The sequence below is a fragment of the Blautia sp. AF17-9LB genome (assembly GCF_003479185.1).
In the GTDB taxonomy this organism is placed as follows: domain Bacteria; phylum Bacillota; class Clostridia; order Lachnospirales; family Lachnospiraceae; genus Fusicatenibacter; species Fusicatenibacter saccharivorans.
The window spans coordinates 43640-61097 of sequence record NZ_QUGU01000018.1; the positions used below are offsets into that span (position 1 = coordinate 43640).

Genomic DNA, 17458 nt, shown 5'->3' on the forward strand with positions numbered 1-17458 from the left:
GAATCACTTTCTTACACAATATAAAAAAACAGAAAAGAGGAAAATATCATGCCAAATATTACAGGACATACCGAATTAGTTGGATTAATGGCTTACCCGATCCGTCACACCCAGTCTCCGACAACCCACAACCTTGCATACGACAAAAACGGAGATGACGTCATTCAGCTTGCTTTCGAAGTTGATAACGATTCTTTAAAAGATGCTGTGCAGAGTATCCGCGCGCTGAAAATGCTCGGTTCCAATATTTCCATGCCAAACAAAACTGTTGTCCACAAATATCTGGACGAAGTAGATGAAGCAGCTAAGTTATGCGGCGCTATCAATACCGTAGTCAACCTCCGCGACGAAAACGGTCAGGTAACCGGAAAACTGAAAGGCTACAACACCGATGGTATGGGATACTGGCAGGCACTGACCGAAGAGGGCATCGATTTCAAGGGAATGAAGATGGTCCTGATCGGAACCGGCGGTGCTGCTACTGCAATTGCAGTGCGCGGTGCTCTGGATGGAGTTGCAGAAATTGAAATCTTCAACATCAAAGACAAATTCTACAGCCGTGGAGAGGAAATTGTTGATCTGATCAATAAGAACACCAACTGCAAGGCTACCATGAACGATCTGGCAGACAAAGACCTCCTGAAAGAAAAAATGCACGCAGCTGACCTGTTCTGCGATGCTACCGGCGTAGGAATGCATCCACTCGAAGACCTTTCCAACATTCCTGATCCTTCCTTCTTTAAAAAAGATCTCATCGTAACGGATACCGTTTACGCTCCGCGCGAAACCGTTATGATGAAACAGGCAAAAGAAGCAGGATGTGAGAAAGTATTCAACGGCATGGGCATGATGCTGTTCCAGGCACTCATCGCAATCAAGCTGTACACCGGAAAAGATACTCCGGTTGACTACATGAAAGAGAAACTTGGAATCTGATTTCCGGGCGAATCTTTTCCATCTTAAACCTTAATCAAAAACCAACACGAAAAGAGGAAATGAACTTTGCGTCATTTCCTCTTTTTTTCTTGCTTTCTTTCGGCATCTGGAGTATAATTCACTTCATATAGTAGCAGTTTAAAGTGCTACAGCACGATTTATCATCATGCGGAAATACGAGGAGAGAGAGGATTTCAAATTATGTCAAAACACATCACAGGACACACCGGATTATTATGTTTACTCGGAAGCCCGGTTGCACACAGTGTTTCTCCGGAAATGCACAACGAAGCATGCGACCAGCTCGGCCTTGATTATAGCTACCTTGCCTTTGATGTACCGGAAGACAAAATGCCGCAGGCAGTCGAAGGACTCCGCACCATGGGTGCAAGAGGCTGGAACATCACCATGCCTGGCAAAAATATCATGTGCAAATTGGCAGACAAGGTTTCTCCTGCTTCGGAGATCTCCGGCGCATGTAATACCATCGTCAACGACAACGGCGTTCTCACCGCTTACACCACCGACGGTGTCGGCTTCATGAGAGCAGTTGCAGAAAACGGCGTAGACATCATCGGCAAAAAGATGACTCTGCTCGGTGCCGGCGGCGCTGCTACTGCAATCCTGGTACAGGCAGCCCTCGACGGCGTGGCTGAGATCAATGTATTCAACGTCAGAGACAATTTCTTCGGAAGAGCCGAGGAAATCGTTGCAAAACTCAATGAGCGTACTTCCTGCAGGGTTACCCTGCAGGACTTCTCCGATCCGGAAGTCCTTCGCGCATCCATCGCAGACAGCGCCATTCTTGTCAATGGAACTTCCGTCGGAATGGCTCCAAAAACCGAGAACACCATCATCACCGACACAACGATGTTCCACAAAGACCTCTTCGTTTTCGATGTGATCTACAATCCGCAGGAAACCCGCCTGCTGCGTGAGGCAAAAGAGGCTGGATGCAAGACCGGAAACGGTATGTACATGCTGTTATACCAGGGAGCTGCTTCCTTCAAACTGTGGACTGGCGAGGATATGCCGGTTGAGATCATCAAAGAGAAATACTTCTCCGGAAAATAAGAAGAACTCCTGCTTTGCCGAATTTTCCGCCTGCGGCGGGTCGCTTCGGCGACACGCGCAAAAAGCGACACGAACAAGAAACGGCAAAAGGCTTTTGCCACGGATTTTTATCCGCTGGCAGAAGCCTTTTTTATAATCTTTTTTATGATCTTTTTTTGATCAGCCCGCTTTCTGTACTTCATCAAGCTGTGCTGTATACAGTTTATAATAATGGCCTTTCTTTGCCATCAGCTCATCATGTGTTCCGCTCTCCATAATACCGCCGTTATCGATATACATAATCTTATCGCAGTTGCGGATCGTAGACAGACGATGCGCAATGATAAATGAGGTTCTGCCCTTCAGCATGGCATTGAGTCCCGTCTGCAGTGCTTTTTCGGTCTGTACGTCAATGCTTGAGGTCGCCTCATCGAGAATCAGAATGGCCGGATCGGAAAGCAGGGTACGCGCAAACGAAATGAGCTGCTTTTGTCCCTGGCTCAGCATGGAACCACGCTCCCTTACCTCCGTCTGATAGCGATCCGGCATTTTGCTGATAAACTCGTCCGCACAGACAGTTCTGCTCGCCTTCACAATCTCCTCATGCGTTGCGTCAAGCTTTCCGTAACGGATATTATCCTCAATATCTCCCGAGAAAATAAAGCTGTCCTGCATCATAATACCCATCTGCTCACGCAGGGAATGAATGGTCACCTGCGAGATATCCTGTCCATCGATCAGGACGCGACCGCCATTGACATTGTAAAACCGTGAAATCAGATTGACAATCGTACTCTTTCCGGCTCCGGTCGGTCCGACAAGCGCCACACTCTCACCCGGTTTTACCGTAAACGAAACATCGTTTAAGATCTGTTTTGACGCATCGTACGAGAAATTTACGTGATCGAAGGTCACCTCACCGCGGATTTTTGGCATTTCAACGGCATCTTTTGCATCCTTTACCGTCACCGGCTCATCCATCGTCTCAAAGATACGTTCCAGATACGCAATGTTGTTGATAAAGTTATTGAAGATGTTTCCAAGGTTCATGATCGGCTGCCAGAAATACGATGCATAGCTCGAAATCGCTACAATCGTACCAACCGACTTATTTCCCTGCCCGAAAAGGATCAGACCGGACAGAAAAATGGCAGCACGCACGCAGACGGAAATTGAATCGATACCCGGCCATACCAGGTTGGAATAGCGAACTGCTGTATTCCATGTTCTGCGGCAATCCTTGGAAAGATCTTTGAAAATCTCCGCGTTCTCATCCTCTCGTGCAAAGATCTGCGTAATGCGGGCTCCGACAATATTCTCCTGCAGATAGGCATTCAGGTTTGAGTTCTTGTTCGAAACTGCCTGCCATGCACGTCTCTGTTTATTCTTGATCCAGACCATGAAAACGCACAGCACCGGCACGCCGCAGAGCACGACAAATGCCATCTGCACATCAACCAGAAACATGAAAATCACGATAAACAGAAGGTTGAAGCTCTCCAGAACGATGTTGATCAGACCATTTGACAGCATATCCGATACCGAGTTGACGTAGTTGACAACCCGAATCAGGATCTTGCCGTGCGGGCGGTCATCGTAATACTGGAACGGCAGCTCCTGCAGATGTGCAAACAAATCTTTTCGGATATCATAGATGATACTCTGACTGACATCCACCATAATGCGGCTTCGGATTGTTGTGAAGATCACGCTCACCAGATAGATGCCGACCAGCATTCCCACAAGAGAAAATAAAAGCCTCTCGTTTTTCTCCGGAATTGCAAGGTCCAGCGCCCGCTGGATAATCATCGGCGCCACATAGCCGGACGCACCGCCGATGCCACTCAAAAGGATCGCAAAAACCATCCGTTTTGCATATTTTTTGATATAGGATGAAGCTCTGAGCAGATGCTTGATGTCAAACGGCTCTTCGAGCACTTCATCCTGCTTGTATGTATTTTTTGCCATTGCTTCCCCTCCTACAGTTCATCCACACCGGTCTGCAGCTTCACCAGTTCATAATAGTAACCCTTCTTCTCCATCAGTTCCTCATGTGTTCCCATTTCTTCAATATAGCCATTTTGCAGAACAATAATCTTGTCCGCTGTTTTCGTTGTCGAAATTCGCTGTGCAATCACAATCTTGGTACATGGAAAATCAAGCTCCCGTAAGGACTGCTGAATCTGTTTCTCTGTTTCCATATCAACCGCCGATGTTGTATCGTCAAGAATCAGAACCGATGGACGGATAGCCAGTGCTCTTGCCAGAGAAATTCTCTGCTTCTGGCCTCCGGAAAGACCAACACCGCGCTCTCCGACCAGGGTATCGTAGCCCTCCGGCATCTTTGAAATGAAATCTGCCGCAGCGGAATACCTTGCAAACTTGACAACCTCGTTCATCTTGATCGAATCATCGCCGTAGGCAATGTTTCCCTCGATCGTGTCAGAATACAGCAGAACATCCTGCGTGGCAAGTCCGATCTGTTTTCGGAGATCATACAGCTTCAGCTGTTCTACAGGAATTCCGTCAATCCGGATCTGTCCTTCTGTCGGCTCATAAAACCGCGGGATCAGATTGATCAGCGATGTCTTGCCGCAGCCGGTCTCGCCCATGATCGCAACCGTCTCGTTCGGATGGGCCGTGAAGGAAATATTGTGCAGAACCGGCAAATCACCATCCTCGTATTGGAAGGAAACGTTATCAAACTCGATTTTGCCTTCAAACCGCTCCGGATGGGAAACGGCATTTTCTTCGTCCCTGATTTTCGGTTCGGAGTAATACAGCTCCATGACCTTTTTCGACGCTGCTGAGAACCGCTGAAATTCGTTCATGATATTTCCCATCTGACGCATCGGATTGGCGATTGCCCAGATGAGGCCTGAAAATGCCACATAGTCTCCCATAGTAAGCTGTCCTCTGATCATAAAAACACCGCCGACTGCGAGCAGGACAACCGGCATCAGGTTCGCAATACTCTCGACAATCGGGAAAAATTTCAGCCATACCATTCCGGTTGCCTTATTCGTCTCCGCATAGTCGGTATTGGCACGGTCGAATTTCTCGATTTCGTAATCTTCTCTTGCAAACGCTTTGACAACGCGGTTTCCGGAAATATTCTCCTGTGCGCATGTATTCATCTGTGCCAGTTTTTCACGCAGCGCCGCATGCATCGGGGCAACGCGGTTCCGGAACAGATAGATAATCCAGAATACAAACGGTGAAATCACAAGAACGCACAGTGCCAGCTTCCAGTTCGTATACAGGAAGAAAACGGCCGCTGCAGCAAACAGAGAAAATGACTCAACCACCATTCGTACAACCCATGCAACCATGTGACGCACCGCATCCAGGTCTCCTGTCTGCCGTGTCATCAGATCTCCTGTCCGATAGGTACTGTAAAACGTCATATCCTGACGCTGAAGCTTGTCGTACAGATAATTCCGCACCCGGTACAGAACACTCTGCGACACCGTCTCATAGATCATACAGCTGCCATAAACAACGATAACACGCAGGAACGTAAAGCCGACCATCGCAAACAGCAAGCGGTAAAGCAGGTCACGGTGTACCTGAAGATTTGTCGCCGCGTTCTCCCCCGTTAAAAACAGATCCACAATTTTTCCCGAAAAATAGGGAATCGTAAGCTGCAGAATATTGTACAAAACGGTTCCGAGAATACCGACAAAGTACAGCGCCCGTTTTCCCTCCATGTTTTCCCACAGCCACGCAATTTTGTTTTTCGGGAATTGTTTCGTGTTGCTTTTCATGTTTTCATATCCCCCCTTATCTTAGGAAATTGAGTTACCAAATTCAGCATTAATTTTCTTTCAAATGCTTTCGCCATTGTATCAATTTTCATTTGGATATGATATAATGCGACTGTACAAAAATAGAATGTTTCTATTTTTCCGAAACTGATATTCCCAGAAAAATACTGAATATTTTTTACCTGAAGGGGGACTTTTCCGTTGAAGAATCTTTTTGAATACAGTGACATCCTGCACTCGCCGATTGAAGCCTTTTCCTGCTGCTCCGACAGTTTTTCCATGCCGGTCAAATCCCACTGGCACTATTTTACGGAGGTTCTTTATCTGCAGGAAGGTTCTCTTCTCGTGAGCTGCAACGATTCCGTCTACCACATAAAACCGGGCTCTTTCATCCTGTTTCCTCCACAGACGGTCCACGCACTTGCCGCAGACCAGGATCGGCCATTCCGCTATTTCTGTATCAAATTCAACCTGAACCGCATCCAGCTCACCGGAAGCTACCTTCCGAACCTGAGCTTTGCTTTCCATAAAATCGCCACGATGACCTATCCTTCGCTTTTGTTTACGCAGGAAGATCTCTCAGAGCTGAATCTCCATGATTTTTTTGTAACCCTTGAGAGGGAGGCTCTTGAAAAGAAATACGGTTATGATGCCTATATCTATTCTCTCTTTTCCACACTGTTTCTCCGGCTTCTGCGTATCTGGCACTGCCAGGGAATCTGTTTCAATCCCGAATCGATTTCCGAGAGTGAGGAACAGAGTATGCAGGATATCCTCGTCTATCTCGACCGCCATTCCCAGGAAAACATCAATATCGAGGCACTGGCACATAAATACAACATGAGCTACTCCTATTTTGCCAAACTTTTTCTGAAGCATTACGGGCAGAGCTGTAAGCAGTATATCGAGTTTATCCGCCTGAACAAGGTTGAAAACCTGCTTCTTTTTACCGACTATGACCTGAACTATATTGCAGCCGAGACCGGCTTTGCGGACTGCAGTCATCTGATCCGCACCTTTAAAAAGCGGTACCAGATCACCCCGCGGCAATTCCGTCAAAAGCACCAGACCACGGTTTCCTCGTCTCTCCCGGCGAAGCTGGGATAATCTGAAAATGAAAAAACCCTGCAAAAGCAGGGCTTTGTCTATAGTCTGAAATCTCCCGGAGTTTTTCCGGGAGATTTTTTTCACAGGACGCCTTTTCTGATCAGAAAATAACGCTTTTAGATATTGAGCAGATCACTGAATACCTTCAGTGCTCCGTCTGTCTCGTGAGCCAGAACGCGTTTTGCAAGGACTTTACCAAGCTGTACGCCTTCCTGGTCGAAGCTGTTTACGTTCCACAGGAATCCCTGGAACATGATCTTATTCTCGAAGTGTGCAAGCAGTGCTCCCAGCGTCTTCGGATTTACCTGATCTCCGATGATGATGCTGGACGGACGGCCGCCTTCGAAGTTTTTGTTTTTATTCTCATCTGCTTTACCGCAGGCAAATGCAACGATCTGAGCTGCTACGTTTGCGCAGAGTTTCTGCTGGCTGGTGCTGCCCTGGATGTCGACATCGGTCTCCATCTGGTTATTGCGGAATCCTACAAACTGCAGCGGAACGATATCAGTTCCCTGATGCAGCAGCTGATAGAAGGAATGCTGTCCGTTGGTACCTGGCTCGCCGAAGAGAACCGGACCGGTCGGGTAATTGACCGGCTCGCCGAAGCGGTTGACCGATTTACCGTTGGACTCCATATCTACCTGCTGTAAGTGAGCCGGGAAACGGTTCAGTGCCTGGGAGTACGGAAGAACTGCAGTGCTTGGATAGCCAAGAACGTTTCTCTCGTAAACACCGATCAGCGCATCGAGCATCTCCGGGTTCTGTAATACGTCTTTGTTTGCAGAAAGTTTATCTTCTGCTGCAGCGCCCTCGAGGAATGCTGCGAATACTTCCGGTCCGAAAGCCAGGGACAGAACAGCGCCGCCGACTGCGGATGTGGAAGAATAACGGCCTCCGATATAGTCATCCATGAAGAATGCTGCCAGATAGTCGTCGCTCTTTGCCAGCGGAGAAGTCTCACTGGTAACGGCGATCATATGCTTGGATGCATCCAGGCCTGCATTTTTCAGAGCGTCTTTTACGAAGGACTCATTGGTCAGAGTCTCCAGTGTGGTTCCGGATTTGGATACCAGAACGAAGATGGAATGTGCTACGTCGATCGAATTCAGAACAGCTGCTGCGTCATCCGGGTCAACGTTGCTGATGAATTTTGCTTCCATTTTGAAGCAGCCGTTTTTCTTTGCCCAGTTTTCCAGAGCCAGATACATCGCACGCGGGCCAAGGTCGCTTCCGCCGATACCGATCTGCACAACGGTGGTGAATTTTTCACCTGCTGCGTTGGTGATCTCACCTGCATGTACTTTGTTCGCAAACTCTGCGATGCGGTTCTGCTGCTCTACGTAGAAAGCACGTTTGTCTACGCCGTCTGCCGTAACGGTGTTTCCGAGCTGGCCGCGGGTCAGCTGATGAAGCACGAGACGGTTCTCTCCGGTGTTGATGACAGCACCGTTGTAAAGCTCCTCAAATTTTTCAGAAAGCTGTGCCTCTTCTGCCAGTTTTACGAGTGCGGCAAGGACATCCTCATTCACCTGTTTTGCTGCGTAGTTATACGCAAGTCCTTCTGCCATCGGAACGCTGTAAGATTTTACGCGCTCTGCTCCGTTTTCGCCGGACATCACCTCGGCAAGATTGACACGCTCCACTTTTTTCAGCTCCTCAAAAGAAGCCAGTTTATCAAGATTGTTCCAGGTAACCATTGTTAAGTTCCTCCTGTTTTTTTATTTTGTCTCTCTATTCCGTCCGCGGAAACATTTTTATTCCCGCTATTATACCAATGAAACAGACTGCTTGCTAAAAACAGTCTGTTTCGTGATACTTTTTTATTTCGTATAGTTATAAGAAAGAGCTCTTGCGATCTCCCACTGATATTCCGGCAGAGTCTTTGTCATGGACAGTGCCTCATCGATATCGTAATCTACATACTCACCGTTCTTGTATGCAACAACGCGGTCTGTTTTGCCTTCCAGAAGAAGGTCAACTGCGTAAGCACCCATGATGGACGCATATACACGGTCTTTACATGTCGGGCTTCCTCCACGCTGCATATGTCCAAGGATCGTTGCACGGGTCTCGATGCCGGTTGCAGCTTCGATTCTGCGCGCCATGCTGGTGGAATGGCCGATGCCCTCAGCATTTACGATGATATGATGTTTTTTGCCTTTTCTACGGTTCTCGATGATGTTGTTGATGATCTTCTGCTCATCGTAATCGTATTTCTCCGGAAGAAGAATATCCTCTGCGCCGTTTGCGATACCGCACCAAAGAGCGATATATCCGGCATTACGTCCCATAACCTCGATGATCGAGCATCTCTCATGGGAAGTGGAAGTATCTCTTACTTTATCAATGGCTTCCATTGCAGTGTTTACCGCGGTATCAAAACCGATGGTATATTCTGTGCAGGCGATATCCAGGTCGATGGTTCCCGGTACACCTACGGTGTTAATTCCAAGAGCTGCCAGTTTCTGCGCTCCTGCAAAAGATCCGTCTCCGCCGATAACTACCAGTCCGTCGATGCCGTGTTTTCTGCAGACATCTGCAGCACGTTTCTGGCCTTCCAGTGTACGCATCTCTGCGCAGCGGGCGGTATAAAGGATGGTACCTCCGCGCTCGATGGTGTCGGATACATCGCGGGCTGTCATGTCGATGATTTCTTCGTTCATCAGTCCGTCGTAGCCTTTCAGGATACCTTTCATCTGAACGCCCTTCTGCAGACCTCTTCTTACGGCTGCACGGATCGCTGCGTTCATACCTGGTGCATCACCACCGCTGGTAAGCACTCCGATTGTCTTTACCTTGTTAGTCGTTGCCATATGAATTCCTCCATCTCATCACACACATTAATAAACGAGTAGTTTTATTTATTAATCACACACAGTTTTATTTTAAAGCATTCAGGCCCTTTTTTCAATACTCTTTTCTACAACTTTCACGTTTCCGGTACCGAATTTTGCCTGAAGTGACGCCACCAGACGGGCATCTGCCTGCACATTGCGGCTCGGCGGCAGTTTTTTCATCGCTTTGATCGATTTGATGTAGAGAATCACGCTGTCCTTGCCGTCGGATTCATGCAGCATCTGGTACAGATCCGCCACTTCTCTCTCGTACGTTTCCTTGTCCGGGAACTGGATCCAGAGCTCTTTCGGGATGCCAGCAAACGGGAAAATTTTCTCGCAGATCAGCTTGCTCGGCTTATCATCCTCCGCGGAAACACGGCCCTGGATGAAGACACGCGCATCGGTCTGCATCATCGGTGCGTTTTTCTCGTAATCGCGCGGGAATACGACGATTTCCATACTGCCGACGAGGTCCTCGAGTGTGAGAAATGCCATTGTCTTGTTATTCTTTGTATATTTGATTTTTTTATCCGTGATAATGCCGCCGACAATCTCTTTCGCGCCGTCGGTGACGGATGGGAAACCCGTCTCCTCATCCGGCTGGAAGTCTGTCGTTACCGCGGAAATGTTCTTCCGCCAGCACTCCTCCTGCTCCTCGAGCGGATGACCGCTGACGTAGATGCCGAGCACCTCTTTTTCGAGCGCCAAAAGATCACTCTTTTCGTATTCTCCGACATCCGGGTACACCGTTTCATACGACCGTTTGGTCGTCTCATCTACGAAGTCAAACAGACTCATCTGGCCGCTTAACGAATCTTTTTTCTCGCGCGCCACATCATCGAGCACATTGGCGTAGACGAACATGAGCTGCTTTCTCGTCACGCCGAAGCAGTCGAATGCGCCCGCCTTGATAAAGTTCTCGACGGTCCGCTTGTTGACTTCTTTTCCGCTCAGGCGCTCCGCGAAATCCTTTAACGAGCGGAACGGTCCGTTTGCACTCCGCTCCTCCACGATCGCCTCCATGACCGGCTTTCCGATGCCTTTGACCGCCGCCATGCCATAGCGGATCGCCTGGCCGTCTACCGTGAATTTTCCTTCGCTTCGGTTGATGTCCGGCGGCAGAATGGAAATGCCCATCTGCCGGGAACTCAAGATATACTCTGCGACTTTTCCCGGGTTATCGATGCAGGAGGTCATCAGAGCCGCCATGAACTCAACCGGGTAATAGTATTTCAGCCATGCCGTCTGGTACGATACGAACGCGTACGCCGCCGCATGGGATTTGTTGAAGGCGTATTTCGCGAAGTCGATCATCTCGTCGTAGATCTTGTTCGCTGTCTTCTCATCAATGCCGTTTTTGATACAGCCCGGCACGCCCTCGGCCTCGTTTCCATAAACGAAATTCTGGCGCTCTTTTTCCATGACAGATGCCTTTTTCTTCGACATCGCACGGCGCACCAGATCGGCCCGTCCAAGCGAATAGCCCGCCAGTGCCTGTACGATCTGCATAACCTGTTCCTGGTAGACGATACAGCCGTACGTCGGCTCCAGAATCGGTTTTAAGAGCGGTGTATCGTACGTAACGGATTCCGGGTTGTTTTTTCCTTTGATGTACTGCGGAATAAAATCCATCGGGCCCGGACGGTACAGGGAAATTCCGGCGATGATATCCTCGAGGCTCTGCGGTTTTAACTCCTTCATGAAGTTTTTCATTCCCGCACTCTCGAGCTGGAACACACCGACCGTTTTCGATGCGCCGATCATACCGAGCACTTTCGGATCGTTGTAATCGATGTGAAGCAGATCAATTTTCTTATTGCTGTAACGCTCTGCGAGCTTTGTCGCATTCTGAATGACGGTCAGGGTCCGAAGTCCTAAGAAGTCCATTTTCAGAAGTCCCAGTTCCTCGAGCGTCGTCATCGTGAACTGCGTGACGATCGTTCCGTCGCTTCCTCGCGAGAGCGGCACAAATTCCACCAGCGGACGCGAGCCGATGACAACACCGGCGGCGTGCATCGACGTGTGGCGCGGCAGACCTTCAAGTCTCCGTGACATGTCGATCAGATGTGCAACCTCTTCATTGCCCTGATACAGCTCCCGCAGCTCGTGGTTCATCTGCAGTGCCTTGTCGATCGTGATATTCAGCTCATTCGGAATCATCTTCGCAATCGAATCGACCTGTGCATACGGCATATCCAGCACACGGCCGACATCGCGGATGACACCGCGCGCCGCCAGTGTACCGAATGTGACGATCTGTACAACGCGGTCCTTGCCGTATTTTCTCGTTACATAGTCGATGACCTCCGGGCGGCGTTCGAAGCAGAAATCCACGTCGATATCAGGCATGGTAACTCGTTCCGGGTTCAGGAAACGCTCGAACAGGAGCTGGTACCGCATCGGGTCCAGCTGTGTGATGCCAAGGGTGTAGGAAACAATACTTCCGGCCGCCGATCCTCGTCCCGGTCCGACCATGATGTCGTGGTCGCGCGCAAATTTGATGAAATCCCACACGATCAGGAAGTAATCGACGTAACCCATCGTTTTGATCGTATCAAGCTCGTATTTCAGCCGCGCCTTCAGTTCATCTGTCGCCGGGTGATACCGTTCCTCGAGGCCGTCGTAGCAGAGCTTATTTAAGTATTCCCAGGAAGTGTATCCCTCCGGCACATCGAATTTCGGAAGTTTTGTGACACCAAATTCGATCTCCACATTACACCGGTCTGCAATTTTCTGTGTATTTTCGATTGCCTGCGGTGCATACGGGAAGAGCGATGCCATCTCCGCCTCGGATTTCACGAAATACTGTCCGCCCTCGTAGCGCATGCGGTCCTCATCCGTGATCTTCTTTCCGGTCTGCAGGCACAGAAGAATATCGTGGGAATCCGCATCTTCTGCGTACGTGTAGTGAATATCATTCGTCGCCACCAGCTCGATGCCGGTTTCTGCCGAGAGGCGCATCAGCTGCTGATTGACCATCCGCTGCTCCGAGATGCCGTGATCCTGCAGTTCCAGGAAGAAATTGCCTTTTCCGAAAATCTTCTCATACCGCAGTGCGGCCTCTTTTCCCATCTCGTACTGGTTCCGCACCATCGCACGCGCCACCTCACCTGCAAGGCAGGCGGAAAGCGCGATAATGCCCTCGTGATACTTTTCCAGAATCTCCATGTCGACACGCGGCTTATAGTAAAATCCATCGATAAAGCCCGCCGAAACAATCTTCATCAGATTGGAATAGCCCGTATTATTTTCCGCCAGCAGAACCAGATGGTAGTACCGGTCCTCTCCGCGGCTGGTTTCGCGGTCGAAACGGGAACCCGGCGCCACGTAAACCTCACAGCCGAGGATCGGCTTGATGCCCTGCGCGCGGGCTTCTTTATAAAAATCGATACAGCCGAACATGACGCCGTGATCGGTGATCGCGGCGCTGTTCATGCCAAGCTCCTTGACTCTGGCAACGTACTCTTTGATCTTGTTCGATCCGTCCAGAAGGCTGTATTCGGTATGTACATGTAAATGCGTAAAACTCATCGTTTTCTCCTCTATTTTCCAAAGGCATGTTCCGTTGTCTCCAAGATCGTCTGCACCAGGCTGTCCGGCTCGATCGGCTTGGTCAGATGGCTGTTCATGCCCGCCGCGCGGCATCCCTCTTTGCTCTCTTCGGAGGACTGCGCCGTCATCGGGATGATCGGGACTTGTTTTGCTTCCGGAAGCTCCATGGCGCGGATCTGCTGCGCTGCCTCAAGGCCGCCCATCACAGGCATCATCAGATCCATTAAAATCACATCAAATTTCTGCGGATTCGCCGCATACTTTTCGACCGCCTCGCGGCCGTTCCATGCCTCTTCCACCGTCGCACCGTGATCGGTCAGGTAAAACTCGGCGATTTCCATGTTGATCTCATTATCCTCGACAAGCAGAACGTGGAAGTGGACAAGCTCTTTTCCTGCGATCCGTGTCTTTACTTCCTGAATCCGCTGTCCCTCGCAGTCAATGTAAAACGGAAGCCGGAATACATACGTCGTTCCGACGCCCTGCTGGCTCGTTACCTCGATCGTGCCCTGCATTTTTTCGATCAGTTCTTTGACGATCGACATGCCAAGGCCCGTTCCCTTGTACTGCGTTCTCGCACCGGACTTCTCCTGTGTGAACGGATGGAACAGCTCTTTTTCGATAAATTCGCTGCTCATTCCGATGCCGCTGTCCATGATGCGGAACTCGTAGACGACCCGGGTTCCGTCGCAGGAGACTTCGCCCGCATACGTATCGATCATTCCGCCTGGCTTGTTGTACTTGATTGCATTGCTGAAGAGATTCAGCATAATCTGCCGCAGGCGCAGCGGACTGCCGATCAGTCTCGTGTGCGTCAGCTCACCGCGGTGCGTACAGTGGGTAATGCCCATCTCCGTAATCTGCGCATTGACAAGGGATGCCACATCATCCATCAGATGCGTCAGGTCAAAAGAAACGCTCTCGATCGTCTCTTTTCCGGACTCCAGCTTATTCATATCGAGCACATCGTTGACGAGTGCCAGCAGATGGCTTGCGGAAAGATTGATTTTATCGAGGCAGTCGTCCACTTTTGCCTCATCCTGCCGGTTTTTGCGGATGATATCCAGCATGCCCATAATGCCATTGATCGGCGTGCGCACATCGTGGCTCATGCGGTTCATAAATTCTGTTTTTGCACGACTTGCACTGTCTGCAGCTCTAAAGGCATCCTGAAGCTGTATCTTCTCCCTCTCTTCCCGGCTGTGGAACTCTGACGTATCACGGAAAAGGATCATGCCGTGTACCACAACGCTCTCCCGCTTTGTCTTTCGGTCGTAGACGGTATCCTGTGACATAAGAACCGTCTTCTGCAACCATATTCTTCTGCCGGACTCATCTGTTTCCTGATACTCCACGACTACCTGCTTATCTCCGTTTTCAAAGCGCTGCAGCAGTTTCTTCGAGGAATCCACAATGCGGTATGATTCCAATGTCTCCTCCGCGACAAACGCACTGCATTCCCCGCAGTATTTCTCGTAGGAACACGGCAGATCTATATTGAGGTCAAATTTCTTCTGCCCGCTGTGGTAAAAAATCTGCTCCAGCGAATCATTCGTCAGATCAACGGCCAACACGGCCTCGGCCGTCTCGAGAAGTGCCTCGGCGTAGTGGCTGTTTTCAATGATCGACTGTTTCATCTGTTCATAGTATTGGTCGAGCTGTTCTTTTTCATTCCGAGCAGCTTCCTCATCGGAGCGGAACCGCTCAAAGCCCATCAGAAAATGGTGCAGTCCGCCGTCCTCGGCCGCGTCGTAGAACAGAATGGTGACTTTTCCCCGGCAGAGCGCTTCCCCTTCGCTGCCCTCCCGATACTCGCACAGAATTTCTACGCTCTCTTCTCCCTTCTGATAGCACTCCTTCAGATGGGTAAGATCCAGCATTCTACGCATTTCCTTTCTCTTTTCCTCATCCGTGATGCCCTGCACAATATGCTCGGCCGCACCGGTATAGCTGCCGTCCTCGGCAAGGAAAAAGCCCGAAACGGCGCGCAGAATCCGATACTGGTCCTGTCTTGCATTGCAGTAAATACAGTTGGAAAAATGGTATCCCTTTTTCTTTACGACGTCCAGCGCTTCCAGGCTGATCTTCCGCTCTGCGGCGGCTTCTTCCATCTTCGCGCGGTTTTTGTCGATATACATGTTCTGGTCCGCATGGCGGAACAGTTCCCGGATATCACAGTCTTCAAATTCCGTGGACAGTGCATAGCCTCCGGCGTAGCTGATCGGCATCTCCGGGTGCTGGCGGGAATATTCTGCCGTCTGCGTGCGGATGTGCTTCATGCACGCTTCCACTTCTTCGCGGTTCAGTCCGCGCAGAATGGCAAGAAACTCATCTCCGCCGTTTCTTCCGACGAAATACTCCTCCGGGACTGCTTTTCGAAGCTGAACGGCAAAGGAACGGATATATTCGTCTCCCTTATCGTGACCCAGACTGTTGTTGATCGTGCGCAGATTGTTGAGGTCAAACACGCAGACCGCATACACGCCGGAAATTTCTTCTCCTCCGTCGCTTCCCTCCAGAATCTCTTCGCATTTATTTTTATTTGGCAGGCCCGTCGCCTCATCGAGATAGACTTTCTTCTGCAGAATACGGTTCATCGCCGCATAGCGGACGGCCTTGATCAGCTCCATACCGATGACAAACACCAGACCGATGATATCTCCTACTACCACCTGCTCCAGCTTCTTCAGCGAAGACGCCATTCTCTGCGAATACGCTTCCGCAAGGCCCGTCGCCTCGTCACAGATTTTGAAAAAGGTCTCACTCTTTTCGATAATCGCGGTATTCTCATATCCTTTTTCACGCACCAGCAGAATCTCTGCCTTCAGCTCTTCAAAATACGATGCCAGCTCAGTCATCTTATCCTGAAAATCCCGGTCATCCAGGCGCACCAGATCCAGCTCGCTGCTTCCGTTCTGCAGACCGTCGATATAAGCGTTGATGTCTGCAATCATCGTATCCTGCGGTTCTCCCGCATCCTCCAGCTTGATAATCCGCTGCGTTTTTCCGCGCACCAGACCGGCATAGTTGACAACGCGGGCCGTTCCCTGTATTTTCTCGACCATCGACATAATGCAGAAAAACAGAATAATCAGAATGATCGTCAAAACCGTCATTGCGGTTTTGGAAATAAAAGATGTTTTTTTCTTACTTTTCTTTTTCTTCATCTCTCTCCATCAGATCCTGTGTCATTTTTTGTCATATAGATCATATTATAAGCGCAATCCTCTCTTCGCGCAACCGCAAACCGGGCGCAGAAAAAATTTCAAAATTTTATCTGCTGTCTGACACAAAAAAACGGACACCGGAGAGGATGTGCTTCCTGTCCAGTGCCCGATTTTTTCTTATTTTGCTTTTTCTGCCGTCCAGATTTTACCGTCGCGGATGACAACCTGTTTTTCTTTCATCAGATGGCCGACCGCGCGCTTAAATGCTGCTTTGCTGAGGCCGAATTCTCTCTGAATCACTTCCGGTGATGCTTTGTCATCAAATGGAAGGACACCTGCAAATTCCTCGATCACAGAAAGAACGCTCTCTGCATCGATTGCGATCTGCTCGTACGCTTTTCCGCGTGCGGACAGGGAGAGTTTTCCGTCCTCTTTGACTTCTGTAACGCGGCACTCAAGTTCCTGGCCGACATGATAGTCTGCCTGTGCTTCTCTCTTTGGAATCAGGCCGGAGTAGCGGTCATCAACAGCAACGAAAACGCCGAAGTTTCCGCTGATCTCGTAGATTCTTCCCTTTACGATATCGCCTACGACGTACGGAGAATTGGTTTTCAGGAAATGGTAAACCTTCATCGTTGCGCAGAGACGGTCGCTCTTGTCGATGTAGAGGGAAACCAGAACCTCATCACCTGGATGGAGGCGGCGGGTCTGCTGTTTAAACGGAAGAAACAGATCTTTTTCCAGACCCCAGTCCAGAAATGCTCCGATCTTTCCGGTAGCAGCTACGTTTAAGACAGCCAGCTCTCCAAGCACCAGCTTCGGCTCTCTGGTTGTCGCAATCAGACGGTCGCTGGAATCGCGGTACAGAAATACTTCCAGCTCATCTCCCTCTTTTGTTCCTTCCGGCACCTGTTTGATCGGCAGAAGAACGCGTTCCTTCTCGCCTGCTTCCCGGGTCTCCCCAAGATAAATACCGAATTCTACTTTCTTTACTACTACCAGCTTTTGCTTTCTTCCTATATTTAACATTTGACTTCCT

The 17458-nt window shown here is 49.7% G+C and carries 10 protein-coding genes; 3 read left to right on the plus strand and 7 right to left on the minus strand.

The window, feature by feature from the left end:
- Positions 1-45: 45 nt before the first annotated feature.
- Both DWX00_RS16300 and aroE read left to right on the plus strand, forming a co-directional pair.
- Positions 46-936: a quinate/shikimate dehydrogenase gene (locus DWX00_RS16300; protein ID WP_334291836.1), complete on the plus strand. Its 891-nt coding sequence runs from the start codon at positions 46-48 to the stop codon at positions 934-936.
- Between the two features lie 201 nt (positions 937-1137).
- Entirely contained in the window at positions 1138-2010 is an 873-nt protein-coding gene (aroE, locus tag DWX00_RS16305; protein WP_118595770.1) for a shikimate dehydrogenase, read from the plus strand.
- A gap of 159 nt (positions 2011-2169) precedes the next feature.
- Here aroE and DWX00_RS16310 read toward each other — a convergent pair whose 3' ends face one another.
- Together DWX00_RS16310 and DWX00_RS16315 are read right to left on the minus strand one after the other, a co-directional pair.
- Positions 2170-3957, minus strand: a complete 1788-nt coding sequence (locus DWX00_RS16310; RefSeq protein ID WP_055267792.1) for an ABC transporter ATP-binding protein — start codon at positions 3955-3957, stop codon at positions 2170-2172.
- Positions 3958-3968: 11 nt separating this feature from the next.
- The gene (locus DWX00_RS16315) at positions 3969-5756 is read right to left on the minus strand and encodes an ABC transporter ATP-binding protein (protein WP_055267790.1); all 1788 of its coding nucleotides are present in this window, start codon (positions 5754-5756) and stop codon (positions 3969-3971) included.
- A 201-nt stretch (positions 5757-5957) separates the two neighbouring features.
- Between DWX00_RS16315 and DWX00_RS16325 the strand changes: the two genes are divergently transcribed.
- A complete protein-coding gene (locus tag DWX00_RS16325; RefSeq protein WP_055267788.1) occupies positions 5958-6863 on the plus strand; it encodes an AraC family transcriptional regulator in 906 nt (301 codons plus the stop codon).
- 116 nt (positions 6864-6979) lie between these two features.
- Here the strand turns inward: DWX00_RS16325 and DWX00_RS16330 are convergent, their stop codons facing one another.
- The 5 genes from DWX00_RS16330 to DWX00_RS16350 form a co-directional block, all read right to left on the minus strand.
- Entirely contained in the window at positions 6980-8560 is a 1581-nt protein-coding gene (locus DWX00_RS16330; RefSeq protein WP_022462042.1) for a glucose-6-phosphate isomerase, read from the minus strand.
- Positions 8561-8683: 123 nt separating this feature from the next.
- Positions 8684-9676, minus strand: coding sequence for a 6-phosphofructokinase (gene pfkA, locus DWX00_RS16335; RefSeq protein ID WP_055226266.1), 993 nt, complete (start codon positions 9674-9676; stop codon positions 8684-8686).
- A gap of 81 nt (positions 9677-9757) precedes the next feature.
- The gene (locus tag DWX00_RS16340) at positions 9758-13231 is read right to left on the minus strand and encodes a DNA polymerase III subunit alpha (RefSeq protein WP_117813078.1); all 3474 of its coding nucleotides are present in this window, start codon (positions 13229-13231) and stop codon (positions 9758-9760) included.
- Positions 13232-13242: 11 nt separating this feature from the next.
- Positions 13243-16419 carry an ATP-binding protein gene (locus DWX00_RS16345; RefSeq protein ID WP_118595771.1) on the minus strand — a complete coding sequence of 1059 codons (3177 nt, stop codon included), beginning with the start codon at positions 16417-16419 and terminating at the stop codon, positions 13243-13245.
- A gap of 177 nt (positions 16420-16596) precedes the next feature.
- A complete protein-coding gene (locus DWX00_RS16350; RefSeq protein WP_022462037.1) occupies positions 16597-17448 on the minus strand; it encodes a CvfB family protein in 852 nt (283 codons plus the stop codon).
- Positions 17449-17458 lie beyond the last annotated feature (10 nt).